Below are 25,048 nucleotides of genomic sequence, written 5' to 3'. Positions count from 1 at the left end.
ATATTTTGTAATGGTTTATATCATTTTGAAAAATTTATGCCATCGGTTTCTATTTGTATAGTTACGTAATGCAAGAAAAGACAAAAAAACCGCTCATTATGAGCGGTTTTTGGTCTATTCAAGAAAGAGTTAGGCTTCTTGCTTTTTAAGCTCAGCTTCTGCCGTTTCTTCTTCAATTAGCGCATCAACGATAACTGCACATGCAGCATCACCTGTGATGTTCAGTGCTGTACGAATCATATCGAAAATACGGTCAAGAGCGAATAGGAGCGGTAGACCTTCAATTGGAATACCAGCGGCAAGAAGCACGGCAACCACTAGGAAAGAAGGCCCAGGAACACCCGCTTGACCAACCGCACCCAATGTAGACGTTACGATAATTGCAATGTAAGCGCCCATGCCTAGATCGATATTGAACAGTTGAGCAAAGAAGATAGCAACCAAACCATAGTAAATCGCATTACCTGACATGTTGATCGTTGCGCCTAGAGGCAGAACAAATGATGCAGTTGAATTTTTTACGCCCAGCTCTTTTTCACAGGTGTCCATTGTGACAGGCAGTGTTGCCATAGAAGACGCTGTTGAAAGCGCAACTGCTTGCGGTTTTTTCATTGAAGACAGGAATTTCTTCGCAGATGTCTTCGTGAAAACATGCACCATTGCTGGGTAAACAACGAAACCGAAGATTAGGATGGCGGCAACGTAAACAACGAATAGTTTGAATACCACCATTAGCGCACCAAAACCAAACGTACCGACTGCTTCTGCCATCAGACCAAATACACCGATAGGTGCAATGATCATTACTTTGTTGATCATCCAAACCATTGCGTCAACGATACAGTTAACACCATTGATGATTGGTTCACGACGCTCTTTTGCTTGCTTAGAAATCGCAATACCAAAGAACATACAGAAAACGAGGATCTGTAGGATGTTTGCTTCATTTAGTGATTGGAAAACGTTGGTTGGGATCATACCAGTGATGGTTGCCCAGAAAGTAGGTAGTTCACCTTTTGAAGCGTATTCTGCTGAGAACATGCCTTCAACGCCAGAGACGTCGATACCCATGCCTGGTTGGAATACTTCACCCATAAATAGTGCAAGCGCAACGGCTAGGGCGGATGTTAAACCAAAATAACCTAGAGTGACGATGCCAACTTTACCTGCTGACTGGCTGTTCCCAAGACCAGCGGCGCCAGAAATCAAGGCTACAGCGACCAAAGGAATAACCAACATTTTGATTAAGTTGATAAAGATAGCACCTAAAGGAGCGAACACTGTCGCATCATGACCCATCATGGCACCAACGGCTGTGCCCACGATCATGGCGATTACGACTTGTACGCCAATGTTGTTTAGCAAACTCTTTTCTTTTAACACTTCCATAACCTCTGTGCTAATAAAATGTAAAATCCTAAAATTACCCACTAACCATAAATGGATTTACGGATAATTATCTCGCCTTGCTTTTTACACTTATCGTTTACAATTGGCAATATGCAGCAAGGTATTATTGATGGATTAATCGATATTTTATTGACGAACGATAAAGTTTTGTTCAATAGCAAACGTTTGCTATTGATTTTTCTTATAAGGGTCGCGCTTAGGATTGTTCAAGTTTATTTTTCTTTATTTGTTTTCTTTTTGTTAATTTTAACCGCTTTTGTATTTGCTATTGCAGTCAGAGTTTTTAGTGACTTGGGTTGATATTTATAACAATTCATCTCTTTCAAGCTCACACTTTTATTAATTTGCCTTCTGAAATGTTAATTGCTTTACATTCTTGGCTCTAATTGCGTTGTAAACATAATGTTAAATGGTAATGACTGGTGAGAATCAAATGCTGACGATCCAGTGTTAGAGATAACTTGCTTAGTTAATGCTCCTGAGCTGATTAGACGAGAAAGACAGGTAAGAGGTGAAGAGACTATGATGAATCTTGCTGCTGCGTTACAAAGAAATGCTGCGAGTAAACCAGATAAAACGGCGTTGATATGTGGCACTGAAAAGATAAATTATGCGCAGTTTGATGCGATCGCCGGCAAGATCGCAGCGTCTTTAATCAATAAAGGCGTAAAGCCAGGTGACCGCGTTGCGATTTCATGCCCAAACATTCCTTTTTTCGCGTTTGTTTATTATGCAATACAAAAAGCTGGCGCGGTTGCAGTCCCATTAAATGTGCTTTTGAAAGCGCGAGAAATTAAGTATCACTTAGAAGATTCAAAAGCGAAGTTTTATTTCTGCTTTGAAGGGACGAAAGAACTGCCAATGGCAAAAGAGGGTGTCAAAGCCTTTGAACAAGTCGATACATGCGAAGGCATAGTCGTATTGACTCAATCTCAAGATGAAAGCTATTGGAATGGTGTAATAACTCTCAATGCGTTTATAGCCGATGTCCAACCGTTGCCGGATTATATACCGCGTAATGCGGATGATACATGTGTGATTTTGTATACATCAGGGACGACAGGCTTACCAAAAGGCGCTGAACTGACTCAGCAGAACATCATAATGAACGCTCTGGTGGCACAAAACATTATGGGCAGCCAGGCCGATGATATTCACTTAGTAACTTTGCCTTTATTTCATACATTTGGTCAAACCGTCCACTTAAATGCTAGTGTTTTGGGCGGGGCAACATTGGTGTTAGTGCCTAGGTTTGAGCCTAAACATGTTCTTGAGCTGGTGGAAAAACATAGGGTGACGATATTTGCTGGTGTGCCAACGATGTACATCGGTCTGCTTCATATGCAGCATCAATTTGATACCTCGTCATTGCGTGTTGCAGTAAGCGGTGGTGCGCCATTACCAACCGAAATCTTTCGAACCTTTGAAGAAACATTTAATGTGCCGATCTTAGAAGGATACGGGTTGTCGGAGACAAGTCCTATTGCATGTTTTAATCATTTAGATCAGGAGCGAATACCAGGCTCGGTAGGTCAACCGGTTCAAGGCGTCGAAGTAAGAGTTATCGACATTGAAGGCAATGCACTACCGATAGGCGAAGAAGGTGAGATTGTTGTGCGTGGTCATAATGTTATGAAGGGATATCTTGACCGCCCAGAAGTTACTGAATCTGCGCTACAAAATGGTTGGTTCCATACTGGTGATGTGGGCCGCTTTGACAGTTCAGGTAATTTATTTATTGTCGATAGAATGAAAGATCTGATCATTCGAGGTGGATTTAATGTTTATCCCAGAGAAATTGAAGAAGTTTTCATGACTCATCCTGCCGTTTCAATGGTCGCGGTGATAGGGATTCCAAATGAAGAGTATGGCGAAGAGATAAAAGCCTACGTTGTACTTAAACCAAAAGAATACATTGACGCCGATTCATTACAAAAGTGGGGTAAAGAGCAATTAGCCTCGTTTAAATATCCTCGTTATGTCGAAATTCGTGAACACCTCCCGATGAGTGCGACAGGAAAGATTTTGAAACGTGAGTTGAAATCTGAATTGAATATAGCTTAGTCAATTCAATGGTTTTTGTGTCACAGCGCCACTTGCCTAAGTGCAAATGGTGTTGTGCTCTTGACCAATTAGATGCATAAGGTTTTTAGCTATCGTTAGACAATACTTACCGTTTGTTGAATGGATCTATTGCTCGAGTTCTTTAAAGTATTCTTCTAAGCGTTTCGGATTGGTAATGGTTACTGAGCCATAGTTTAGCTCTAGCATCCCAATACTTTCTAATCGTTTTAGTATCTTGTGTACGCTCTGACGAGTTAGCCCCATCATGTTAGCGATATGTTCTCTTGTTACCCTGACAACGCATGGTCGAGTATCGATCGCTTGATTAAGTTGGTATTCAGCAAGTAGCAGCAACCTTTTGGCGACTCGTTCTTCAATTCCTCTAATCGCGTCATCTTCGATAACAGAAATAGCAGACCACAAGCGGCGGCTAAGTAAGTCGAGTATAGTGGGGTAACTTTGAGGGTATTTGGCGAGTAATTGGCGAAATTTATCTCCAGGAAGCTCCATTACAGTCACGTCAGAATGCGCGGTCGCACCAAAAATACGAGGCATGCCGGGAGAAAAAACATTGTCTCCAAACCAGCCACCAGCTTCGAAAATCATCAGTGTGACTTCTTTGCCTTTTGAACTAATTGAGTTCACTCTTACTGCACCTTGAGCTATGACCATAAGAGAAGATTGAAGCGCACCTTTATTGCAAATCAGTGCTTTTTCGTCGAAGCAGCGAACCTTAGTCATTTGCGCTGCTTCACTAAGCCCTTTATCTGGCAGCCCTGATAGTACAGGACATTTGGCTAGCAGTGTTTTGACTTCTTCCATGTAGCAACCTTACTGCACATTGCTTTATTGAGTTAGTTAAGTTACCCAAGCTTAACACTCTTTGAGTGCTCTGCTTGAGATAGATTTGGAAAGTGCGGGCGTTGAACAAAAAATGACGTGGCATAAACGCGATAGTAAGAAAACGCCCACTAAACATAATGTTAAGCGGGCGTTGTTGTGTCATATCAAACTGAAATTATTTTTGAGTGGCGGCTTTCATTGCAGAAACGAATTCACCTAGCTTGTCGAGCATAATTTGTGGCTGATCAGCGTTCGCTTCAATGATTTTGACCACGGCTGAACCAGAAATTGCACCAGCGGCGCCAGATTCTAGTGCTTGTTTCACCTGTGCAGGCTCTGAGATGCCAAAACCAAGTAGTGCTGGTGGCGCATCAAATTGGTTCAGTCTATCCAGCATATGACCTACAGGCATGTTTGCTTTGGTTTCTGCGCCAGTAACGCCAGCACGAGATAGTAGGTAAGTGTAGCCGCCACCTAACTCTGATACTTGCTTCAGTGTTTCATCACTTGCCGTTGGTGGTGCGATGAATATTGGGTGAATACCAAACTTCTCTGCAGCAGCAACAAATTCAGCACTTTCATTAGTTGGTACGTCTGCAATCAAAACAGAATCGATGCCTGCTTTTGCACAACGCTCATAGAAGTTCTCGATACCACGAGAGTAAACAAGGTTCGCGTACATCAGAAGACCAATAGGCAACTCTGGGTATTTAGCTCGGATCTTACCGATTTGCTCGAAGCAGATATCTGGTGTTGCACCTGAATCTAACGCGCGAATGTTAGCGCCTTGGATGGTTGGGCCATCGGCTAGCGGATCTGAGAATGGAATACCAAGTTCAAGGGCATCTGCGCCAGACTCAACCAGTGTTTCCATGATTTTGTAAGACTGCTCTGCGTTTGGATCGCAAACCGTTACGAACGGTACAAATGCGCCTTGGTTCTTTTCGTTTAGGCGCGCAAACATCTTCTCATAACGGCTCATTAGATCGCTCCTTTTTCTTCTAGGATGGCATGTACAGTGAAGATATCTTTATCACCACGACCAGATAGGTTAACAACCAGCAATTGCTCTTTTTCTGGATTCTCACGTGCCATACGCAGTGCGTGTGCCACGGCGTGAGAAGATTCAAGTGCAGGGATGATGCCTTCATGGCGTGCAATCTCTTGGAATGCTTCTAGCGCTTCATCGTCTGTCACGTTGTCGTATTCAGCACGGCCAATTGCGTTTAGGTGTGCGTGCTGTGGACCAACTGAAGGGAAATCAAGACCAGCAGAGACAGAGTATGACTCTTCAACCTGACCGTTTGGATCTTGCATCAATGGCGCTTTCATACCAAAGAAAATACCCGTTTTACCATGTTTAAGTGGTGCACCGTGCTGGTCAGTATCGATACCTTTACCTGCTGGCTCAACACCAATTAGGCGAACGCTTTCTTCTTCGATGAAGTCAGCAAACATACCAATCGCGTTTGAACCACCGCCCACACATGCGATAACCGCATCAGGAAGACGACCTTCACGTGCCAAAATCTGATTCTTCGTTTCTTCACCAATCATGCGTTGGAAGTCACGCACGATCGTTGGGAATGGGTGAGGGCCTGCCGCTGTACCTAGTAGGTAGTGCGCGTCTTCATAAGTTGCAGACCAGTCGCGTAGCGCTTCGTTACATGCATCTTTAAGTGTCGCAGAGCCCGAGTGGACAGGAATAACTTCTGCGCCCATTAGCTTCATACGGAATACGTTCGGGCTTTGACGCTCAACGTCTTTTGCACCCATGTACACGCGACACTTAAGGCCAAGCAGTGCACATGCTAGTGCGGTTGCAACACCGTGTTGACCTGCGCCAGTTTCAGCGATGATTTCGTTTTTGCCCATGCGTTTCGCAAGTAGCGCTTGACCCAACACTTGGTTAGTCTTGTGGGCACCACCGTGAAGTAGGTCTTCACGTTTTAGGTACAGTTTGGTTTTCGTACCTTTGGTTAGGTTACGAGTTAGAGTTAAAGCCGTTGGGCGGCCCGCATACTCTTGAAGAAGCGTCATGAATTCGCTGCGGAATTCTGGATCTTCTTGCGCGTCGATAAACGCTTGCTCTAGTTGCTCCAGTGCTGGAACTAGAATTTGCGGAACGTACTGACCGCCGTATTCGCCAAAGTAGGCATTCAGTTTTGCCATCGTTATATTCCTTCTCGTATTTTTCGCTACGAATAGCTTTAAATTTTTTAGCTGATATCCAGCTTTAGTAGCTGCGAATAGCGGTGAATGCCGCGAGCAACTTCTGTGAATCTTTTTTGCCTGGTGCGCTTTCTACACCAGAGTTTAAGTCTAATCCCAAGCAACCTAGTGTCGCTGCTTGTTGAGCATTTTCTGGCGACAGTCCGCCCGCTAGCATAATTTGACTTGGGTCGCCGATCAGTGACCAGTCGAACACTTGACCAGTTCCGCCAGTTTGAGTGCCAACTTGCGCATCTAATAAATGGCGATCAATGTTGTCTGCTAGCAGTTCTGGCTTGGCATCAGTCACGCCGTAAGCTTTCCAAATTTCTACCGTTGCTGGCAGTTCGGCTTTGAGTTGGTTTACGTAAGCTTGGTCTTCTTGACCGTGCAGTTGCACCGCTTTTAAACCCAAAGAGGTGACGACAGAAGCAACAAAATCGATATCGTGATTTTGGAAAACGCCTACATAGTTCAGTGGAGCACCGCTCATGGTTAAGCGAGCACCTTCAAGGTCAACCGCACGCTTCGACTTCTCGACAAAAATCAGGCCACCAAATACCGCGCCAGCTTGATATGCTTTTGCTGCGTCATCTGGATGCGTTAAGCCACACACTTTGTTTTCGCCTAACGTCACTTTACGTACAGCAAGTTCTAGGTTGTCTTCCGCCATCAGTGAACTACCAATCAAGAAGCCGTCTGCGTATTCCGCTAAATCACGAACTTGTTTATGTGTATAAATGCCAGATTCTGAGATTACTGTTGCGTTAGGAGCCAGTTCGCGAATTGTCGGTGCCAGTTCTTTAGTACGATTCAAATCAGTACTTAGGTCGCGAAGGTTACGGTTATTGATGCCGATAACGCGTGCGCCAAGCTTAACGGCACGATGAAGCTCTTCTTCGTTGCTGACTTCGGTCAAGATACCCATGTTCAGGCTGTGTGCTGCTTCTTCTAGCGCTTTGTACTCTTCGTCATTCAGGACAGAAAGCATCAATAGCACAGCATCAGCACTGTAATGACGTGCTAGGTAAACTTGGTAGGTGTCTATCATGAAGTCTTTGCACAGAACGGGTTGTTTAACTTGACCACGCACTTGAGGAAGAAAGTCAAAGTTACCTTGGAAGTACTTCTCGTCTGTTAGGACTGAAATCGCATCAGCATGGTTGTTGTAAACCGATGCAATGTAATCCAAGTCGAAGTGATCACGAATCAAACCTTTAGAAGGAGATGCCTTCTTACATTCGGTGATGAATGCCGTCTTTTCGCCACTCAGAGCATTGTAGAAGCTGCGGTCCGATGGCAGCAAATCAGACTGAAATGTGCTTAGCGGTTGAGACACCTTACGGTCTGCTACCCATTGATATTTGTCGCGGACAATTTTCGCCAGTACTTCTGCCATTTCTGCTTCTTTCTTAGAAACGTGTTCAGACAGGTTGCCAGCTTGCTGAGTGTTGAAGTCAGTCATCTTCTTCAATTCCTTAAGCGTGTGCGGCAAGTTGTTGTACCAATTGGTACGCCTTGCCTGAATTCATTGCCTCAATCGCTTGTTGCGTGTTGGCTTTCAAATCTTCGTGGCCGAATAGACGCATTAGCAGAGCAACGTTCACTGCCACTGCGCCCAATTGTGCGTCTGTACCTTTACCCGTCAGAATATTGGTAATGATTGCTTTGTTTTCTTCAGGATCGCCACCTTTGATCGCTTCTAATGGGTGCGCTTCTAGACCGAAGTCTACTGGTGTTAGCGTGTACTCAGTGATCTTGCCGTCTTTGATTTCTGCAACCGTTGTTTCACCGTGAATTGCTACTTCGTCCAAACCACTACCGTGTACTACAGCGGCGCGCTTCATACCCATTTGTAGCATGGTTTCTGCGATAGGACGAACCAGTTCTTCACTGTAAACGCCCATCAATTCGATGTTAGGACGTGCAGGGTTAATCAGTGGACCAAGAATGTTAAAGATGGTGCGTGTTTTCATGGTTTGACGCACTGGCATCGCATGTCGCACACCACCGTGGTATTGAGGTGCAAATAGGAAAGCGACACCAATATCGTCTACCGCTTTGCGCGTATCTTCTGCGCTCATAGCTAGGTTGATACCAAATGAATCAAGAAGATCAGAAGAACCAGATTTGCTTGAAACGCTGCGGTTACCGTGTTTCGCTACTTTTAGACCACATGCTGCAGCAACAAACGCCGCAGTGGTTGAAATGTTGATGGTGTTGTGACCGTCACCACCAGTACCTACGATATCTGCGAAATCGTAATCTGGGCGAGGGAATGGATTTGCGTTTGCCAGCAGTGCTTTCGCCGCGCCTGCAATTTCGTCTGGCGTTTCGCCTTTGAGTTTTAGTGCAGTCAGTGCTGATGCCATTAAAATTGGGTCTAGTTCACCACGGATAATGATGTCGAATAGCTGTTGGCTCTCTTCCTGAGTAAGCGATTCTTGCTCGTACAGTTTGGTAATAATAGGGTTGATGATTGCTTCCATATTTCCTCTCCTAAATTTCTTATGTGCCAAGTGCTTTTTAAGCAGTGAGTGGGGTCGCTGAAGTTTGTTCTTCAAGTGCCCATTCAATGGCATTGGCCAACAGTGTTGCTCCGTAGGTCGTCATAATAGATTCCGGGTGGAACTGGAACCCGCAAACTTTATCTTCTTCATGTACAACAGACATTACCAAGTCATCCACTTCTGCTGTGATGGTTAGGCTCTCAGGAACCTTGGTCGCAACTAGCGAGTGGTAACGTGCAATTGCAAGTGGTGATGGTAGGTTTTGGTAAATCGCATGGTTTTGGTGCTCCATCATAGAGACCTTACCGTGAATGATTTCGCCCGCGCCAGCAACGGTGCCACCGTACGCTTCAACAATCGCTTGGTGACCAAGACAAATGCCGATCATCGGCACTTTGCCTTTCATGCGTTGGATAAGCTCAGGCATTGAGCCTGCTTCTGAAGGAGCACCAGGGCCTGGCGATAGCAGAACCACTGGGTTTTCAAGCTCGTTTACCGCTTGTTCGATGGTTTCTGCTGGGATGTTGTTTCGGTAAATCTTGACCGAGTGACCTAACGAGCGGAACTGATCCACAAGGTTGTAGGTGAACGAGTCAAAGTTATCGATAAAAATGATATTAGCCATCTCTGAACCCTATTCCTTATTGTGACTTATGCGCTGCTTGGATAGCAGAGATTACCGCTTGTGCTTTGCCGCGCGTTTCGTCTGCTTCCGCTTGCGGATCAGAGTCGAACACCACGCCAGCACCAGCTTGAACTTGAGCAATGCCGTTCTCAACGTACGCTGAGCGGATCACGATACAGGTGTCGAGTGTGCCTTCACCAGTGAGGTAGCCAACAGCGCCGCCGTAGCTACCGCGTCGTGCGCCTTCTACATCGCGAATCAACTGCATGGCACGAATCTTAGGTGCGCCGGTGAGCGTACCCATGTTCATACATGCTTGATATGCGTGCAGCGCGTCTAGGTCTTCACGCAGTTGACCAACCACACGAGACACCAAGTGCATTACGTGGCTGTAGCGGTCGACTTTTAGAAGGTCTGCTACGTGGCGAGTACCAGCTTGAGCAATACGAGCGACGTCGTTACGTGCCAAGTCAACCAACATCATGTGTTCTGCGTTTTCTTTCATGTCGGTGCGCAGTTCAAGTTCGATGCGGCTATCTAGGTCGAAATCGATCTCTCCATTCGGGCGTTTACCACGGCGACGTGTGCCTGCAATTGGGTAGATTTCAATTTGGTTGGTATCGGTTTCATACTTAAGCGCGCTTTCTGGTGATGCGCCAAACAGAGTGAACAGCTCATCTTGCATGTAGAACATGTAAGGGCTTGGGTTACTTTGTTTCAGTTCTTTGTAAGCCGCCAGTGGAGAAGGACAAGGTAGAGTGAATCTACGAGACGGTACAACTTGGAATACATCGCCTTTCACTACGAACTCTTTTAAGTTGCGAACGGTTTGGCAGAAGTCTGTATCAGATACGCTAGGTTCTATCGTTATGTCAGCGATTTGTTTTGCGCTTGGCAGTAGTTTTGGCGCTGCACACTGAGCGCTGATTTCTGCAATGCGAGTCTCTAACGCTGTTTTCTCTGAACCATCAACAAACAACGTCGCTTGAAGCTGGCAAGATTCCGTTTGATGGTCGACAACAAGTAGTGTTTCCGCGACGTAGAAAACGTAATCTGGACACTGATTTGTTACTTCGGCATTACCAAGCGGCTCAAAGTTTGCGACTAAGTCGTAGGCAAACAGACCACCAAGGAAAATTGCGTGTTTGTCTTGCTGTGAAATATCAAAACTATGCTGAACCAAACGTAGCGCATCGAAAGAAGAGGCTTCACGTAGGCGAGAGTCTTCATCTAACGTGTCGCATGGCTGGTTAAACTGCAAAGTTAGCGTTTCGCCATCGAACTTGCTCTCAACGTCACCACGGATGTTCTGGTTTAGGTGAGACAGTAGGTTTTTACCGTTATTGGTCAAGGCGTGCATGCTAACGGTATGGCCGAAGCAAACAATGCGAACCGCTGAATCTACGATCAGCAGGGATTTTAAATTTTGCTTTGAATCGATCTCAGCAGATTCCAGCAATAGGCTGTCAGTTTTGTTCTCACATAGTGTGTGGAACAAGCGAGTCGGGTCTTGAGTATAAGGGACGGAAGCCGTTAGCACTTCAAGCTGTCCAAGTTTCTTAATTTCAATGGCCTTGTTCACAAGACCTCCTTGTAGCTGTTTAAATCTTCCTACCGTACATAGTCGCATAAAGCAAACGTTCTCCCAATCTAGAGTTGGCTATATTCGATTAATGTTTAGGCAGTTGAATGTGAAATGAGCAACAAAACAAAAAAGCCCGCTTAAGTAGCGGGCTTTACAACGTTTGGTTCTATAAACTAGAAGTATACGTTTGCCCACCAAGAACTAGTCCAAGTGCGCCACCAAGCAAGATCTGATGAGTTTGCCTTATTAAGACAAACCGCAACTTTCGCTTTTTGGTTTTGGTTAAATTCTTGTAACATGGTGAACCTTAAATTACGTACTTTGTATTTGTGTACTAGTTAACTAGTGCGAGAGTAAAAAGTCAACCCCAAAACGGCATTAAAACGATAAAAATATGAGAATTGATTTACATAGTCACACCACTGCATCGGACGGTCGGTTAGAACCTAAAGATTTAGTGGAAAGGGCGCTGAGTTTTGATATCGAGGTTTTGGCGATCACTGATCACGATACGGTTGACGGTTTGGCGTTAGCTAAGCAATACGTTCAAGATAATAATTTGCCGATAAAAATCATCAATGGCATTGAGATATCGACCGTCTGGCAAAACAAAGACATTCATATTGTCGGCCTGAATATTGATCCGGAAAATGAACAATTATCTGCCCTCATAGAACAGCAGAAGCAGCATCGCATAACACGATCTGAGTTAATTGCAGAGCGACTACAAAAAGCAACTCGAGTAGGTGTGCTTGAAGAGGTAAGGCAAATCGCCGGTGATGCTCCAGTGACAAGAGCGCATTTCGCGAAATGGTTGGTAGATAATGGTTACGCAAAAACCATGCAAATGGTGTTTAAAAAATACCTAACGCGTAATAACCCAGGTTATGTACCACCGAATTGGTGTTCGATGAAGGATGCGGTTGATGCTATCCATGCGGCTGGTGGAATGGCGGTATTAGCGCATCCTGGCAGATATAAGTTGACAGCGAAGTGGATTAAGCGTCTTCTAGCAGCGTTTGTCGAAGCAGGTGGTGATGCGATGGAAGTTGCACAGCCACAGCAAGCGCAACAAGAAAGGCGCAACTTGGCTGATTATGCTATACAATACAAACTATTAGCCTCTCAAGGCAGTGATTTTCACTACCCATCACCGTGGATGGAGCTAGGAAGGAACCTATGGTTGCCTGCTGGCGTCGAACCAGTTTGGAAAGATTGGGGAATAGATCCTTCGTTGAATAATACTCAGTAATACGAAGTCGAGAACCCATAAAAATATAGAGCCGAGAGGCTCGATAATGAGGAATTACAATGAGCCAGTTTTTTTACGTTCACCCAGAAAACCCACAGGCTCGCTTGATTAATCAAGCAGTAGCAATCATTCGTAACGGCGGCGTTGTGGTTTACCCTACTGATTCAGGGTACGCACTTGGCTGTCAGTTGGAGAACAAACAAGCACTGGAACGAATCTGTCAGATTCGTCGTCTGGATGATAAGCATAACTTTACTTTACTGTGTCGTGATTTGTCGGAGCTTTCTCTCTATGCGCGAGTGGATAACTCTGCATTCCGACTGCTGAAAAATAACACACCAGGTCCTTACACCTTCATCTTCAAAGGCACAAAAGAAGTGCCGCGTCGTTTGATGAATGCAAAACGTAAGACCATCGGTATCCGTGTCCCAGACAATCAAATTGCCTTGGACTTGTTGGAAGCATTAGGTGAACCGATGATGTCTACGTCGTTGATTCTACCTGGCAGTGACGTAACAGAATCTGATCCAGAGGATATTCGCGATAAACTAGAACATGCGGTTGATGTGATTCTTAATGGCGGTTACCTAGGTGAACAACCTACGACTGTAATTGACTTTAGCGAAGGTGAACCTGTTGTAGTTCGTTTGGGAGCAGGTGACCCTGCACCATTCGAATAGTAGACGCACCACCGCCAAACAAAATAGGAGGCATCGCGCCTCCTATTTTAGTTGTCATATCGAATATCTCATTGAACTTAACTGATTGAGGTTAAGCAAAATCGAAAATGTCGATACCATTTTGTTCTGCATAGTTGATGTATGCAGAGCTCACACCGTTTAGTGTCACTTCAACATTGTATTCATCACTTGAGAATACTGCCCAGCCACATTCATTGTAAGATAAAGTCAGATCATCCGCTGAATCCAAGAACGTATCTCGAATGCCATCGTTATCAGTGTCTCGGCCCATATCAAAGACAAGTTTGTCATGGAAAATATTAAAATCGACAATGTCGGCTTTGACATCAATATCGTTGGAAGATACTGGCTGATCAGGTACACCAATAGCCAGGCGGTTTGTAAGCACGAAGGTGTCGTCTCCACAGCCACCGCTCAGTACTGATTCACCATCACCAACAACGAGGGTGTCGTTACCCCAGCCACCACTCAAGTAGTTGTTGCCTGAATAATCAAAAATTGTGTCGTCGCCACAGCCACCAAAGAGTTTGTCGTTTCCTAATCCTCCGGATAGGAAATCGTTTCCAAAGCCGCCAGAAACAAAGTCGTTACCTCGGCCACCAAGCAAGGTATCATCTCCCCAGCCACCGAAGACAATATCATTACCTCCGTATCCTACAAACTTATCATCACCACAGAAGCCGAAGAAAATATCGGTTGTTTCAGAGCCTTTTGTGCCTGTCATATCGTCATCTTGAGATGTCCCAAAAATCCAATTTAGGTCGAGATTTAGCATAGACATTGTTCTATTCCTTTTTGTCTGATTTATGCCAATCGCCGAGAGTGCAGAGCGAACCTAGAGAGTCAGAGTACACGATAGCATTAGTGTTATTTTTTGATGTGAACTAATGACTTAAAGACAATTTTTGTCTTGCTACCCACGACCTTGTTTTGCTATGAGCGCTCATTGTCTGCGGTGATTGGTATTACTTAGCAGCAAACAGGGACGGCTTATTCTTCGTTGCTTTCTAGCAATATGAACAGTAAACACACCCCAAGTGGTTATTGTTGTAACCCTGACAATTTTATCAGGTACAGCGTGGTTAAAGTGGTTCAGGAAGACCGATATTAGTGGGATTCTCGTTGAGCAATGCCTGCATTAAGTAGTAAAAAAGTTGCAGAATAGGACAAATATTTCGGTCATTTTTGAAGTGAATTTTGGTGTGGAGAATGGCGCCGATTTAGCTTACATTAACTAAGAAAGTTACGTATAATGTCCGACCGAAAAATCCCACTGAAATGGGTAAATAGCAAAATGCAGACCAATCCTGGTCTAGACGTCTGTGAAGACGACACATAGGTAGATAAATGAGCGAAAAGTTACAAAAAGTATTAGCACGTGCTGGTCACGGTTCTCGTCGTGAGATTGAATCGTTAATTAAATCTGGTCGCGTTAGCGTGAACGGTGTAGTCGCTAAGCTTGGTGAAAGACTTGAAGACGAGAGCAGCGTAGTTCGTATCGATGGTCACATTGTCTCTGCAAAGATTCAAGAAGAAGTGATTTGTCGTGTACTTGCGTACTACAAACCTGAGGGTGAACTGTGTACTCGTCACGATCCAGAAGGTCGTCGTACTGTTTTTGATCGTCTGCCAAAAATTCGTGGCTCTCGTTGGATTTCAGTTGGTCGTCTGGATGCGAACACTTCTGGTCTTCTACTTTTCACAACGGATGGTGAACTGGCGAACCGCTTAATGCACCCAAGCCGCCAAGTTGAACGTGAATACTTAGTACGTGTGTTCGGTGAAGTAACTGAACAGAAAGTTCGTAATCTAGTAAAAGGTGTTGAACTGGAAGACGGTTTAGCTCGCTTTGAAGATGTTGTTTACGCGGGTGGTGAAGGCATGAACCACACGTTTTACGTTGTTATCAATGAAGGTCGTAACCGCGAAGTTCGTCGACTATGGGAATCGCAAGAGTGTACCGTTAGCCGTCTGAAACGTGTTCGTTACGGCGACATCTTCTTAGACAAGAAACTGCCTCGTGGCGGTTGGATGGAGCTTGACCTGAAAGAAGTAAACTACTTGCGTGAGCTTGTAGAGCTTCGTCCAGAGAAAGAAACCATGCTTGATCTGAACAAAGACAACACGTCACGCAAACGTGAGCGTGCACGCAGCCAAAAAATTCGTCGCGCAGTTAAGCGCCATGAAGAGCGTGTTAACACGCCAAAAGGTCGCAGCAACAACCCTTCTCGTCGTAAGCCGAAGAAGACTGCTGGTGACCAAGGCGCACGCAACAAGCATCGTTAATCGATAGCAAAACATCAGAAAGGCTTGCCAATTCGGCAAGCCTTTTTCTTATCTGTTACATAACAAAAGGATCTAAAGCCTATATAGAGCAGGGTGCTTTGTATAAACATATATCTCAGCTAGACGAAAACAACAGATAAAAAAATACCAGCACTAGGCTGGTATCTTTGTTCATGATGAAGAAACGTTAATCGCGTTTCCAAAGCATATGGCAGAACTTATGTTCAGGGTCTCGGCTGATTAGCATACGAGCAAATACGTCATCAAGAACGTCATTTTCCTCATTTACTAGGCCGATACGAACCTCTGCATATACTTCTTTGTCGATCTCGAAGCCAACATGTTCAACCCAGTCATCACCGGTTTCAACAAGTTCTGCGGCACCACGATCTTCAAATTGCGCAGTAAACAGAATCACGTCAGCAGGCTCTAGGTTATCTGGAGCCATCTCAAGGAAAATGTCGTACGCTGCGTCGATGACGTCGTCGTAAGAAATCAAATCAGACATGCTTATGCTCGGCTCATGTATTTACGTTCAGCTGTGTTAATGATAACACGGTCACCAGTTGCAATGTACTCAGGAACCTGGATGACAAGACCTGAAGCGAAGCGTGCTGGTTTAGTACGAGCAGATGCAGAAGCACCTTTGATTGAAGGGTCAGTTTCTTCAATCACTAGCTCAACAGAAGATGGCAGTTCAATACCCACTGCAGCACCGTTAACAAGGATAATGTGGATACCTTGTGTATCTTCGTTGATGAACAGCATGTCGTCTTCAACTTCATTGTGCTTGAATGTGTATTGTGAGTAGTCTTCGTTATCCATGAAGATGTGCTCATCGCCGTCAGCGTATGAGTACACAACTGCACGTTTGTTCATTTCTACCGTTTCAACAACGTCATCAGACTTGTAACGCTCATCTACACGTGCGCCCGTGTTTAGATCTGTACAACGCATTTTGTAGATTTTAGCGCCGCCACGACCGCCAGGAGTCGTTACTTCGATGTCTTTAACGAGAAGAGTTTTACCATTAGACTCGATTGCGAAGCCTTTTTTGATTTCACTTGCCTTTGGCATTGTATATTCCTATTCATACTTATTAAGCAAAACTCGGTGATTATAGCGCTAAGTTAGCCGCCTAGCATTAAAATTCATTGCAGAAATTTGTTGTTACTCCCATGACTAAACACCTGAATGGACTTGATTCGGTGAGTCGGCTAAGAGAACATATAGCCCAACTTCTTGAACCATCTGAGAACACGTTTTAAGTCATGTCTCTGCCTGTTATCGATCCTAAACAACCATTTCAACCAGAGTTTGCGCCTTTAATTAGGGAAGTCACCGCTTGTCTCAAAGGTGGATTGGGGCAAAACTTACACAGCGTTTATGTATACGGTAGTGTTGCTCGTAAAACAGCGATCGTTGGGAGGTCGAACTTAGACCTGGTTGTCGTTACTCAATCATCCTTTGATCACAATCGCGCGACTTTGCTCAACACAATTAAGTGGCGTGCGCAGCAGAGTTACCCTCACGTTAATGGTGTATCGGTCCGTACAGCCTTAGTGAGCGAAGTAGCTAATTTAGATAGTATTTTCACTTGGGGCTTTATGCTTAAGCATTGCTGTGTCTGTGTTTATGGTGATGATCTAGCAGACTGTTTTGGTGATTACGTCCCAAGTTGGGAAATTGCTAAGCACTGGAATATGGATGTGGAAGATTGGATTACGGCTTATCGCAAAAAAATCGTACAAGCGAAGACGATAGAAGAGCAGGTGGCCGCCCAGCGCGTGATTGCTAAAAAGTTACTAAGAGCGTCATACTCTTTGGTGATGTATCGAGATAAACGTTGGTTTGATGACCCCGTAGAGTGTGGCAAGGTATTCTTAACTTATCATCCTGAAAAGCAGCTTGAGATCGAGCGGCTAGAAATTTTACTTTCTGGCCGGGGGATTCCCAAGCGTTCTGTTATCGGGCTAATTGATGCGTTTGGTGATTGGTTAGTCAAACAGTACCAGAAAACAGAGTTTCGTATCGGCTAAAACAACCCCATTTGTGGCGCTGAAAGCCTGTCAAAGTCCGTCCCAATGAAAGGGAGAATCGCATCTGCAACGGGTTTGAGTTGTTTATCAATGTAATGTTGATAATCAATCGGGCTATTGAGGTACTCATAAGGTTCAGGGCCGTTCACGGTAATAATGTATTCAATTCGTCCTTTGTTTTGATACTGTAATGGGCGGCCAAGCTTGGCATTTATCTCATCCGCTAAACGAGCTGCGCGCACTTGTGGCGGGACGTTCTTCTGATACTCATGCAGTTTTCTGCGCAGTCGCTTTTGATACACCAACTGTTCATCAAATTCACCGTTGTTAGTTTTCTCAACCATCTCTCGGACATAGTCGCTTGGATCTTCACCATGGAAAATCATGCTATAGAGTGTATTTTGAAATTTCTGAGCTAACGAGGTCCAGTCAGTACGGGCACTTTCTAACCCTTTAAATACAATCCGTTCTTGCTCTCCTTCACCGATTAAACCCGCATAGCGCTTTTTCGAGCCAGTTTCTGCGCCACGAATCGTTGGCATAAGGAATCTGCGATAATGGGTTTCATACTCGATTTCCAACATAGATGTTAGGTTGTACTCAGAACGCAGGTGTTCTTGCCACCAAGAGTTGATGTAATCAACTAATTGATTTCCAACAGCGTCAGCTTCTACTTGACTGTATGGTCGATTCAACGACACGAATGTGGAATCCGTATCGCCGTAAATCACTTGATATCCTTGCTCCTCAATCAGCACCTTAGTTTGCTTCATGATTTCATGTCCGCGCATGGTAATACTAGAAGCTAACCGAGTATCAAAGAAACGACATCCCGATGAGCCCAGTACGCCATAAAAGGAGTTCATGATGATTTTGATTGCCTGAGAAAAAGCTTTTTCATTGTTCTTCTTTGCAACATCACGTGCTGCCCAAAGCTTTTCAATCATTTCTGGTAAAAAGTGTTTCGTACGATGGAACTGCCCACCGCGAAAGCCAGGTACAGCCTGATTTTCTTCTTTTCCAATATCGAGCAATAACCCTTCAACTAAACCCATAGGATCAATCAAGAAAGAGCGAATAATCGATGGATATAGACTCTTAAAATCCAATACTAAAACAGAATCATATAGGTTAGGGATGGAGTCCATCACGTAACCGCCTGGGCTAGCAATCCAATTTTCAGGGTGTAGGTTCGGAGCAACGTAGCCTGCTCGGTGTATCTGAGGCATGTATAGGTTTGTGAATGCTGCAACCGAACCGCCGACACGATCCAGTTCGACACCAGTGAGACGAGAGCGCTCTATTGCAAAGTCAAGCAGGTGAGTGTGATTGAAAATCTTATTCACTAACACGCAGTCTTGTAAATTATATTTAGCCAGCGATGGTTTGTCGGAGCGGTACATACGATTGATCTCATCCATGCGGTCATGCACGTTGTGGATTTCTTTACCTTCCCCCAAGAGTTCTTGAGATACAGACTCTAATGACCAAGATCGAAAGTGGTAAGTAGCCGTTTTTAGCGTATCGATACCATCCATCACAACTCGCCCGGGAATGGAGATAAACCCTTGTTGGCTTTGAGATGAACTTCTAAAAAAGCTGGCTTGGTCTGCTCTGCCAAGCATTAGCTTCATGTTGTGCCATTCTGCTCGTTTGTGTAGCAGACGAAAGTCAAAATCAATGACATTCCAACCGACAATGACATCGGGGTCGAATTTTTTAAACCAATCGATGAGTGCTTCTAGAAGCGCTTTTTCATCCTTAGCCCATTGTATCGGTGTCTCCGAAGGTTCTGGTTCTCCGATCATGATAACGCGGGAATCCATGACGCTGTCTAATCCGATTGAGTAAAGAATGCCTTTCTCAGAGCATTCTAGATCTAACGAGACAACGTTTAACTTCGGCTCATATTGCCCCGCACGGCATTTTGCGCTCTGGACGCGTTGGTAGCCATTGGTGCGAGTCACATTGCCTGTAAACTCGATACTGCCTTTGATAAAACGCTCCATTAGGTAGCGATCGGCGAGGCGAATATCACTTTCATACGTAGTGATATCTTTTTGAGCGAATGTGTCTTTGAGTGCGAGAGCGTCTCTGGTTACATTGGTATAGCAGGCAGCAAGAGGCGTATGTTCAAACGTTTTGAGATCCAAAAGGCGGATGTCGACGAATATGTTTTTTTCTCGTGCGAGTGTCTTTGCTTGCTCTGAGTGTTTCTGAGCGATGAAAAATACTGGCTTCTCACCATTAATAAGTAACTGAGTAGGACCTGCTTCTGTCGAAAGCCACAGCTCGATTTGAGTTTGACCTTTGATGTCTCGTGCCTGTCGAGTTAGCAGGAAGCCTTGTTGAATATTCAAATGTGAGAAACCTTAGAAAACTTGAAGAACGTTAGTTTAACACTAAGAACTGTAAAAATAACCAGTAAAGAAAGCGTCTCAAATTTTTGCTGGAATTAGTGATTACAAGTTAGTCTTTGGTGCAAGAGGGACAGTGTCATTTTAAGTTATAGCGTGTTTCTCTGGGCAATATGAAACCTAGTTACTTGATTTATTGTACTTAATGTTGTTAATTGTCTTCTCTTAGATTTCGGTTCTGCTCATCACGCTCTAAAATAATAGAGTGGTTTATGAATAAGTTCTTGCTAAAGTTTGCGTTTCAGCACATATTCATAGAAAGCAATTTTTTGTCGATTACGTTAGTATATAGGCAGTCATACTGATATCCACATTTAACAAATAATGGTTATGTGGGTGCAGAACCAATACAAAGTGTGGAGATACAAGTTTGATAAATGTTTTCCTTGTAGATGATCACGAGCTGGTTCGCACAGGGATACGACGTATTATTGAAGACGTCCGTGGAATGAACGTAGCAGGAGAAGCTGACAGCGGTGAAGATGCAGTAAAATGGTGTCGCAGTAATCATGCTGACGTCGTTTTAATGGACATGAACATGCCAGGAATTGGCGGCTTGGAAGCCACTAAAAAAATTCTTCGCGTGAATCCTGATGTGAAAATCATCGTACTTACCGTTCATACAGAAAACCCGTTTCCAACCAAGGTGATGCAGGCAGGTGCGTCTGGTTATTTAACCAAAGGTGCTGGCCCTGACGAAATGGTGAATGCGATTCGTGTAGTTAATAGTGGGCAGCGTTACATCTCGCCAGAGATTGCGCAGCAGATGGCATTGAGTCAATTTTCTCCAGCCTCTGAGAACCCTTTTAAAGACTTATCCGAACGTGAATTGCAGATCATGCTTATGATCACCAAAGGCCAAAAGGTAACGGATATTTCTGAGCAACTTAATTTAAGTCCAAAGACAGTCAACAGCTATCGCTACCGACTCTTTAGTAAATTGGACATTAATGGTGACGTTGAGTTAACTCACTTAGCGATTCGCCACGGAATGCTGGACACCGAGACCCTTTAGCGTGAATCCTCCTTTCGATTCGGCTTCCTTTCTCAAGACAGTAACTCATCAGCCCGGCGTTTACAGAATGTACAACGCCGAAGCTGTTGTAATCTACGTAGGTAAAGCCAAAGACCTTAAAAAGCGCCTTTCAAGCTACTTTCGAAAAAAAGTAGACAGTGAGAAAACTCGCGCGCTTGTCAGTAATATCGCCAAAATAGACGTCACGGTGACTCATACTGAGACAGAAGCGCTGATCTTAGAGCATAACTACATCAAGCAGTATTTACCGAAATACAATGTGTTGCTGCGAGATGATAAGTCTTACCCTTATATCTTTATTAGCGGTCATAAGCACCCACGGCTTTCTATCCACCGTGGCGCCAAGAAGCGCAAAGGTGAATATTTTGGCCCCTACCCAGATTCTGGTGCAGTAAGAGAAACATTGCATTTGCTGCAAAAGATATTTCCTGTGCGCCAGTGTGAAGACACTGTCTATTCCAACCGAACGCGCCCATGTTTGATGTACCAAATTGGTCGTTGTGCAGGACCATGCGTTAATACCATCATTTCTGATGAAGAATATGCAGAGTTGGTTGGCTTTGTGCGCATGTTTTTGCAAGGCAAAGATCAGCAAGTACTCAAACAACTGATCGAGAAAATGGAAGTTGCCAGTCAGCAATTGCGCTTTGAAGATGCCGCTAAATTTCGCGATCAAATCCAAGCGATTAGGCGTGTTCAAGAGCAGCAGTACGTCTCAGAAGACAGCATGGATGATATGGATGTACTCGGGTTTGCTCAGGAGAATGGTATCGCGTGTATCCATACCCTGATGATACGTCAAGGCAAAGTGCTTGGTAGCCGTAGTCATTTTCCGAAAATCCCACAAAATACAAGCCAGCAGGAAGTGTTCGATAGTTTTCTGACTCAATACTATTTGAGCCATAACGAAGCACGTACAATTCCTTCTCGTATTATTTTGAATCAAGAGTTGGCAGAAGATATTGCGCCAATACAGAAAGCGTTAAGTGAAGTGGCAGGCCGTAAGGTTCATTTTCATACGTCGCCAACTGGCTCTCGAGCAAGGTATCTCAAGCTTTCGAACACGAATGCACTAACGGCGATTACCACCAAAATCAATCACAAAATGACGATTAATCAGCGTTTTCATGCGCTTCGCGAAACATTGAATTTGGAGTCTATAGCTCGAATGGAATGTTTTGATATCTCCCATACGATGGGGGAAAGCACGATTGCGTCATGTGTGGTGTTCAACAATGAAGGCCCCGTTAAGCAAGAGTATCGTCGCTACAACATTACTGGGATTACCGGTGGTGATGATTACGCAGCAATGGGACAAGCGTTGGAGCGCCGTTATTCGAAGCAATTGGACGTAGAGAAAATTCCCGACATCATCTTTATCGATGGCGGTAAAGGTCAGTTAAATCGTGCGCATGACATCATTTCGCAGTACTGGGGGGATTGGCCAAAGTGTCCTATCATGATTGGTATTGCAAAAGGCGTTACTCGCAAACCAGGTTTAGAAACGCTGATTACAGTCGATGGGGACGAGTTTCATTTACCAAGCGATGCTCCTGCGCTGCATCTTATTCAACATATTCGTGATGAAAGCCATAACCATGCTATAGCGGGGCACCGTGCTAAGCGAGGTAAAACCAGACGTACGAGTGCACTCGAAGGGATTGAGGGAATCGGCCCTAAACGACGTCAGGCGTTACTCAAGTACATGGGTGGGTTACAAGAACTTAAACGTGCAAGTGTCGAAGAAATCGCCAAAGTACCGGGAATAAGTCACTCTTTAGCAGAAATTATTTTCCAAGCATTGAAACAATAAGGAAAATCGCGCAACATTAAGCCGCAATGTGTAAGAGAATAATAAAATGCGTTTGAATATCCCGAACATTCTGTCTCTTCTTAGACTGTTCCTAATCCCTGTTTTTGTGGTTGTCTTTTATCTACCTTATTCATGGGCACCGTTTGCAGCAGCAATGGTGTTTTGGGTAGCGGGTTTTACTGACTGGCTTGACGGCATGTTGGCCCGTAAACTTGGCCAAACTTCTCGTTTTGGCGCGTTTATTGATCCTGTCGCTGATAAAGTGCTAGTGGCAACGGCATTGATTCTAATCACGGAACATTATCATTCAATTTGGGTGACCATTCCTGCGGTAACGATGATTGCGCGAGAAATCATTATCTCAGCATTGCGAGAATGGATGGCTGAAATCGGTAAGCGAGCGAGTGTTGCGGTATCTTGGGTTGGCAAAGTAAAAACTGTTTCGCAAATGTTCGCCTTATGGGTGTTGATATGGCGTTACGATGAATGGATGGTTTGGCTAGGCTTTGCGGCCTTGTATGTGGCAACTTTCTTGACATATTGGTCAATGATTCAATATTTGGCTGCTGCGAAAGACGATCTGTTGAATGAAGAGCACCATTAAATTCTGATGTTAGAAAGCAGGCTTAATAGCCTGCTTTTTTGTATCTAAGGCAATCTACAGCATTTTTTGGCTTCTCTCGCTTTTCAATGCTTGCTAACGGCCATGTTTGCAATTTTTATCTGGGGCTTTTGCTTCGATAGGGTTCTATTTGTGATCTAAGTCTTGTTTTTGTCCTTAGAGAGTCTTAGAGAGGCGAGTCTTCTGATTATTAATGCTTCAATGCACGCAACGCACGGCCAGCAGTGTAAGGCGTAGCCAAAGTTTTATGATAAACAAGTGTATTTAAGCGATTTTTAGTATTAAAACTAAGCAATCCATCGTCTTTCGCACAAATTCTAGTCAAACGATTTAAAAAAATAAAAATAGTGTTGACTCGATCGCTCGAATCCGTAGAATGCATCCCGTACCCAAGAGAGCACGGCTCGAAAGGGTGGTGAAAAAGCTTAGCTTTATTCACAAATGAGGCGCCTTGGCAGAGTGGCTATGCAGCGGATTGCAAATCCGTGGACCTCGGTTCGACTCCGGGAGGCGCCTCCATTATTCTTTTGAGAGCAAATGGCTTTCGAGAAAAATGCGACACTAGCTCAGTTGGTAGAGCGCAACCTTGCCAAGGTTGAGGTCACGAGTTCGAACCTCGTGTGTCGCTCCAAATTTTATTGATATGGCATTGGCGATATCAGATGGTGTTTTACTTTTCTGTAAAGGCATCACAAAGAATATTTGTGTGCCCTGGTGGTGGAATTGGTAGACACAAGGGATTTAAAATCCCTCGACGTTCGCGTTGTGCCGGTTCAAGTCCGGCCCGGGGCACCATCTCATATTAAATGCGACACTAGCTCAGTTGGTAGAGCGCAACCTTGCCAAGGTTGAGGTCACGAGTTCGAACCTCGTGTGTCGCTCCAGATTTAAGGCCTAACATGAAAATGTTAGGCCTTTTTCGTATTTTTTGAAAATCTCAAACTTCTTTTCTGTCACAGACTTCGTTAAGTAGCGAACCCTTTGTCTCATTGACTCAAGTGATTGTTAATTCTGCCATTGCAAAACATCTTAGCTATTCCTACTAGTCTATGTTTAAACCATCACTTGTGGTGAATAACCACTCTTACTCCAGGCAAAGCTGTGACGAGAATGCTATCTTTTTAAATGTTCCGGATATAGAAAGGAATGTTTTACGATTAAGCAGCACAACCTTAAACCTCTGTTTAGATGAGGTGATGATATCTCAAGAATATTTGTTTAAATAACAGGTGTTTGAGAGAAGCAGAAAAGCATAGATCATGAATATGAACATGCGAGTTGCGATGGGGTATGTTTTGTTGTGATTTACATCACTGTTACTAATATGAAAAATCGTTGCCAGAAGATTTTATTTTGTGATAAATTCGCGCGCAATCTCGGAGCGTAATTAACAACGTTTGATCTCTGGGGGATACGCGTAGTGACCATTCAAGCTGATTGTGACACTGCGTAGGGTAGGTATCGGCAAAGCCTTTTGTCGATAGACGGGATACTAATGCTGTAAACGCGGCATATTAATGGGAAACCCAACATTGAAACCTTTGAATAAACACACACTAATCAGCTTCATACTGCCGAAATGTCCTGTTTTACAAAACGGGTGCATTACAGAACCTTGATTAATCCCTTTTACA

Annotated in this window: 21 protein-coding genes, 4 tRNA genes and 1 other annotated feature; of the genes, 12 read left to right on the top strand and 13 right to left on the bottom strand. The window is 44.3% G+C overall.

What is annotated here, in order from left to right; translation table 11 throughout:
- Positions 1-129: 129 nt before the first annotated feature.
- Positions 130-1,389 carry a dicarboxylate/amino acid:cation symporter gene (locus R7R78_RS17500; protein ID WP_005376774.1) on the bottom strand — a complete coding sequence of 420 codons (1,260 nt, stop codon included), beginning with the start codon at positions 1,387-1,389 and terminating at the stop codon, positions 130-132.
- 543 nt (positions 1,390-1,932) lie between these two features.
- Here R7R78_RS17500 and R7R78_RS17495 point away from each other — a divergent pair.
- On the top strand, positions 1,933-3,474 hold the full coding sequence (locus R7R78_RS17495; protein WP_154205177.1) for a long-chain-fatty-acid--CoA ligase: 1,542 nt from the start codon (positions 1,933-1,935) through the stop codon (positions 3,472-3,474).
- Positions 3,475-3,600: 126 nt separating this feature from the next.
- Here the strand turns inward: R7R78_RS17495 and R7R78_RS17490 are convergent, their stop codons facing one another.
- The 8 genes from R7R78_RS17490 to R7R78_RS17455 form a co-directional block, all read right to left on the bottom strand.
- A complete protein-coding gene (locus R7R78_RS17490; protein ID WP_005376777.1) occupies positions 3,601-4,296 on the bottom strand; it encodes a Crp/Fnr family transcriptional regulator in 696 nt (231 codons plus the stop codon).
- Between the two features lie 196 nt (positions 4,297-4,492).
- Positions 4,493-5,299, bottom strand: a complete 807-nt coding sequence (trpA, locus tag R7R78_RS17485) for a tryptophan synthase subunit alpha (protein ID WP_225474057.1) — start codon at positions 5,297-5,299, stop codon at positions 4,493-4,495.
- Positions 5,299-6,489, bottom strand: a complete 1,191-nt coding sequence (trpB, locus tag R7R78_RS17480; protein ID WP_005376781.1) for a tryptophan synthase subunit beta — start codon at positions 6,487-6,489, stop codon at positions 5,299-5,301. Before trpB ends, trpA begins: the two co-directional genes overlap by 1 nt.
- A gap of 64 nt (positions 6,490-6,553) precedes the next feature.
- A complete protein-coding gene (gene trpCF / locus R7R78_RS17475; protein ID WP_225474056.1) occupies positions 6,554-7,993 on the bottom strand; it encodes a bifunctional indole-3-glycerol-phosphate synthase TrpC/phosphoribosylanthranilate isomerase TrpF in 1,440 nt (479 codons plus the stop codon).
- Positions 7,994-8,006: 13 nt separating this feature from the next.
- Complete coding sequence (gene trpD, locus R7R78_RS17470) at positions 8,007-9,017, bottom strand: anthranilate phosphoribosyltransferase (protein ID WP_225474055.1); 1,011 nt, start codon at positions 9,015-9,017, stop codon at positions 8,007-8,009.
- A gap of 37 nt (positions 9,018-9,054) precedes the next feature.
- A complete protein-coding gene (locus R7R78_RS17465; protein WP_054577042.1) occupies positions 9,055-9,663 on the bottom strand; it encodes an aminodeoxychorismate/anthranilate synthase component II in 609 nt (202 codons plus the stop codon).
- Between the two features lie 16 nt (positions 9,664-9,679).
- Complete coding sequence (locus tag R7R78_RS17460) at positions 9,680-11,245, bottom strand: anthranilate synthase component 1 (protein ID WP_225474054.1); 1,566 nt, start codon at positions 11,243-11,245, stop codon at positions 9,680-9,682.
- Between the two features lie 126 nt (positions 11,246-11,371).
- Positions 11,372-11,475, bottom strand: a sequence feature (Trp leader region).
- Positions 11,422-11,547 (bottom strand): trp operon leader peptide, encoded by a 126-nt coding sequence (locus R7R78_RS17455; RefSeq protein ID WP_005376787.1) that lies wholly within the window; start codon positions 11,545-11,547, stop codon positions 11,422-11,424. (Overlaps the previous feature by 54 nt.)
- 95 nt (positions 11,548-11,642) lie before the next feature.
- On the opposite strand from R7R78_RS17455, the gene rnm reads away from it, so the two are divergent.
- Complete coding sequence (rnm, locus tag R7R78_RS17450) at positions 11,643-12,500, top strand: RNase RNM (protein WP_005386777.1); 858 nt, start codon at positions 11,643-11,645, stop codon at positions 12,498-12,500.
- Positions 12,501-12,559: 59 nt separating this feature from the next.
- The gene (locus tag R7R78_RS17445) at positions 12,560-13,180 is read left to right on the top strand and encodes an L-threonylcarbamoyladenylate synthase (RefSeq protein WP_225474053.1); all 621 of its coding nucleotides are present in this window, start codon (positions 12,560-12,562) and stop codon (positions 13,178-13,180) included.
- A 91-nt stretch (positions 13,181-13,271) separates the two neighbouring features.
- Here the strand turns inward: R7R78_RS17445 and R7R78_RS17440 are convergent, their stop codons facing one another.
- Positions 13,272-13,982, bottom strand: a complete 711-nt coding sequence (locus R7R78_RS17440; RefSeq protein WP_005376796.1) for a calcium-binding protein — start codon at positions 13,980-13,982, stop codon at positions 13,272-13,274.
- A gap of 566 nt (positions 13,983-14,548) precedes the next feature.
- Here R7R78_RS17440 and rluB point away from each other — a divergent pair.
- On the top strand, positions 14,549-15,487 hold the full coding sequence (gene rluB / locus R7R78_RS17435) for a 23S rRNA pseudouridine(2605) synthase RluB (RefSeq protein ID WP_005376798.1): 939 nt from the start codon (positions 14,549-14,551) through the stop codon (positions 15,485-15,487).
- A 187-nt stretch (positions 15,488-15,674) separates the two neighbouring features.
- Here rluB and R7R78_RS17430 read toward each other — a convergent pair whose 3' ends face one another.
- On the bottom strand, positions 15,675-15,995 hold the full coding sequence (locus tag R7R78_RS17430) for an HI1450 family dsDNA-mimic protein (RefSeq protein WP_005376800.1): 321 nt from the start codon (positions 15,993-15,995) through the stop codon (positions 15,675-15,677).
- Positions 15,996-15,997: 2 nt separating this feature from the next.
- The gene (gene yeiP, locus R7R78_RS17425; RefSeq protein ID WP_005376801.1) at positions 15,998-16,564 is read right to left on the bottom strand and encodes an elongation factor P-like protein YeiP; all 567 of its coding nucleotides are present in this window, start codon (positions 16,562-16,564) and stop codon (positions 15,998-16,000) included.
- 194 nt (positions 16,565-16,758) lie between these two features.
- Here yeiP and R7R78_RS17420 point away from each other — a divergent pair, with 194 nt between their 5' ends.
- Entirely contained in the window at positions 16,759-17,526 is a 768-nt protein-coding gene (locus R7R78_RS17420; protein ID WP_150919069.1) for a nucleotidyltransferase domain-containing protein, read from the top strand.
- Here the strand turns inward: R7R78_RS17420 and R7R78_RS17415 are convergent.
- Positions 17,523-19,886: a DNA polymerase II gene (locus R7R78_RS17415; RefSeq protein WP_150919067.1), complete on the bottom strand. Its 2,364-nt coding sequence runs from the start codon at positions 19,884-19,886 to the stop codon at positions 17,523-17,525. The two genes, R7R78_RS17420 and R7R78_RS17415, sit on opposite strands and share 4 nt — an antisense overlap.
- Before the next feature lie 427 nt (positions 19,887-20,313).
- Between R7R78_RS17415 and uvrY the strand changes: the two genes are divergently transcribed.
- From uvrY to R7R78_RS17380, 7 genes are all read left to right on the top strand, one after another.
- A complete protein-coding gene (gene uvrY, locus R7R78_RS17410) occupies positions 20,314-20,958 on the top strand; it encodes a UvrY/SirA/GacA family response regulator transcription factor (RefSeq protein WP_005386783.1) in 645 nt (214 codons plus the stop codon).
- 1 nt (position 20,959) lies between these two features.
- A complete protein-coding gene (uvrC, locus tag R7R78_RS17405; protein ID WP_225474052.1) occupies positions 20,960-22,792 on the top strand; it encodes an excinuclease ABC subunit UvrC in 1,833 nt (610 codons plus the stop codon).
- Positions 22,793-22,838: 46 nt separating this feature from the next.
- Entirely contained in the window at positions 22,839-23,396 is a 558-nt protein-coding gene (gene pgsA, locus R7R78_RS17400) for a CDP-diacylglycerol--glycerol-3-phosphate 3-phosphatidyltransferase (RefSeq protein WP_005394805.1), read from the top strand.
- A gap of 463 nt (positions 23,397-23,859) precedes the next feature.
- Positions 23,860-23,933: transfer RNA gene (locus R7R78_RS17395), tRNA-Cys, on the top strand.
- 36 nt (positions 23,934-23,969) lie between these two features.
- A tRNA-Gly gene (locus tag R7R78_RS17390) sits at positions 23,970-24,045 on the top strand.
- A 77-nt stretch (positions 24,046-24,122) separates the two neighbouring features.
- A tRNA-Leu gene (locus tag R7R78_RS17385) sits at positions 24,123-24,209 on the top strand.
- Between the two features lie 13 nt (positions 24,210-24,222).
- Positions 24,223-24,298 (top strand) — tRNA-Gly (locus tag R7R78_RS17380).
- Positions 24,299-25,048 lie beyond the last annotated feature (750 nt).

It is taken from the genome of Vibrio sp. 2134-1 (assembly GCF_033339495.1).
Note: the sequence above shows the minus strand (reverse complement) of the source record. Positions and strands in the feature narration are given on the sequence as shown.

Coding starts and splice junctions, on each gene's coding strand:
- R7R78_RS17500 (WP_005376774.1), bottom strand. CDS start 1,389: ATGGAAGTGTTAAAAGAAAAGAGTTTGCTAAACAACATTGGCGTACAA.
- R7R78_RS17495 (WP_154205177.1), top strand. CDS start 1,933: ATGATGAATCTTGCTGCTGCGTTACAAAGAAATGCTGCGAGTAAACCA.
- R7R78_RS17490 (WP_005376777.1), bottom strand. CDS start 4,296: ATGGAAGAAGTCAAAACACTGCTAGCCAAATGTCCTGTACTATCAGGG.
- trpA (WP_225474057.1), bottom strand. CDS start 5,299: ATGAGCCGTTATGAGAAGATGTTTGCGCGCCTAAACGAAAAGAACCAA.
- trpB (WP_005376781.1), bottom strand. CDS start 6,489: ATGGCAAAACTGAATGCCTACTTTGGCGAATACGGCGGTCAGTACGTT.
- trpCF (WP_225474056.1), bottom strand. CDS start 7,993: ATGACTGACTTCAACACTCAGCAAGCTGGCAACCTGTCTGAACACGTT.
- trpD (WP_225474055.1), bottom strand. CDS start 9,017: ATGGAAGCAATCATCAACCCTATTATTACCAAACTGTACGAGCAAGAA.
- R7R78_RS17465 (WP_054577042.1), bottom strand. CDS start 9,663: ATGGCTAATATCATTTTTATCGATAACTTTGACTCGTTCACCTACAAC.
- R7R78_RS17455 (WP_005376787.1), bottom strand. CDS start 11,547: ATGTTACAAGAATTTAACCAAAACCAAAAAGCGAAAGTTGCGGTTTGT.
- rnm (WP_005386777.1), top strand. CDS start 11,643: ATGAGAATTGATTTACATAGTCACACCACTGCATCGGACGGTCGGTTA.
- R7R78_RS17445 (WP_225474053.1), top strand. CDS start 12,560: ATGAGCCAGTTTTTTTACGTTCACCCAGAAAACCCACAGGCTCGCTTG.
- R7R78_RS17440 (WP_005376796.1), bottom strand. CDS start 13,982: ATGTCTATGCTAAATCTCGACCTAAATTGGATTTTTGGGACATCTCAA.
- rluB (WP_005376798.1), top strand. CDS start 14,549: ATGAGCGAAAAGTTACAAAAAGTATTAGCACGTGCTGGTCACGGTTCT.
- R7R78_RS17430 (WP_005376800.1), bottom strand. CDS start 15,995: ATGTCTGATTTGATTTCTTACGACGACGTCATCGACGCAGCGTACGAC.
- yeiP (WP_005376801.1), bottom strand. CDS start 16,564: ATGCCAAAGGCAAGTGAAATCAAAAAAGGCTTCGCAATCGAGTCTAAT.
- R7R78_RS17420 (WP_150919069.1), top strand. CDS start 16,759: ATGTCTCTGCCTGTTATCGATCCTAAACAACCATTTCAACCAGAGTTT.
- pgsA (WP_005394805.1), top strand. CDS start 22,839: ATGCGTTTGAATATCCCGAACATTCTGTCTCTTCTTAGACTGTTCCTA.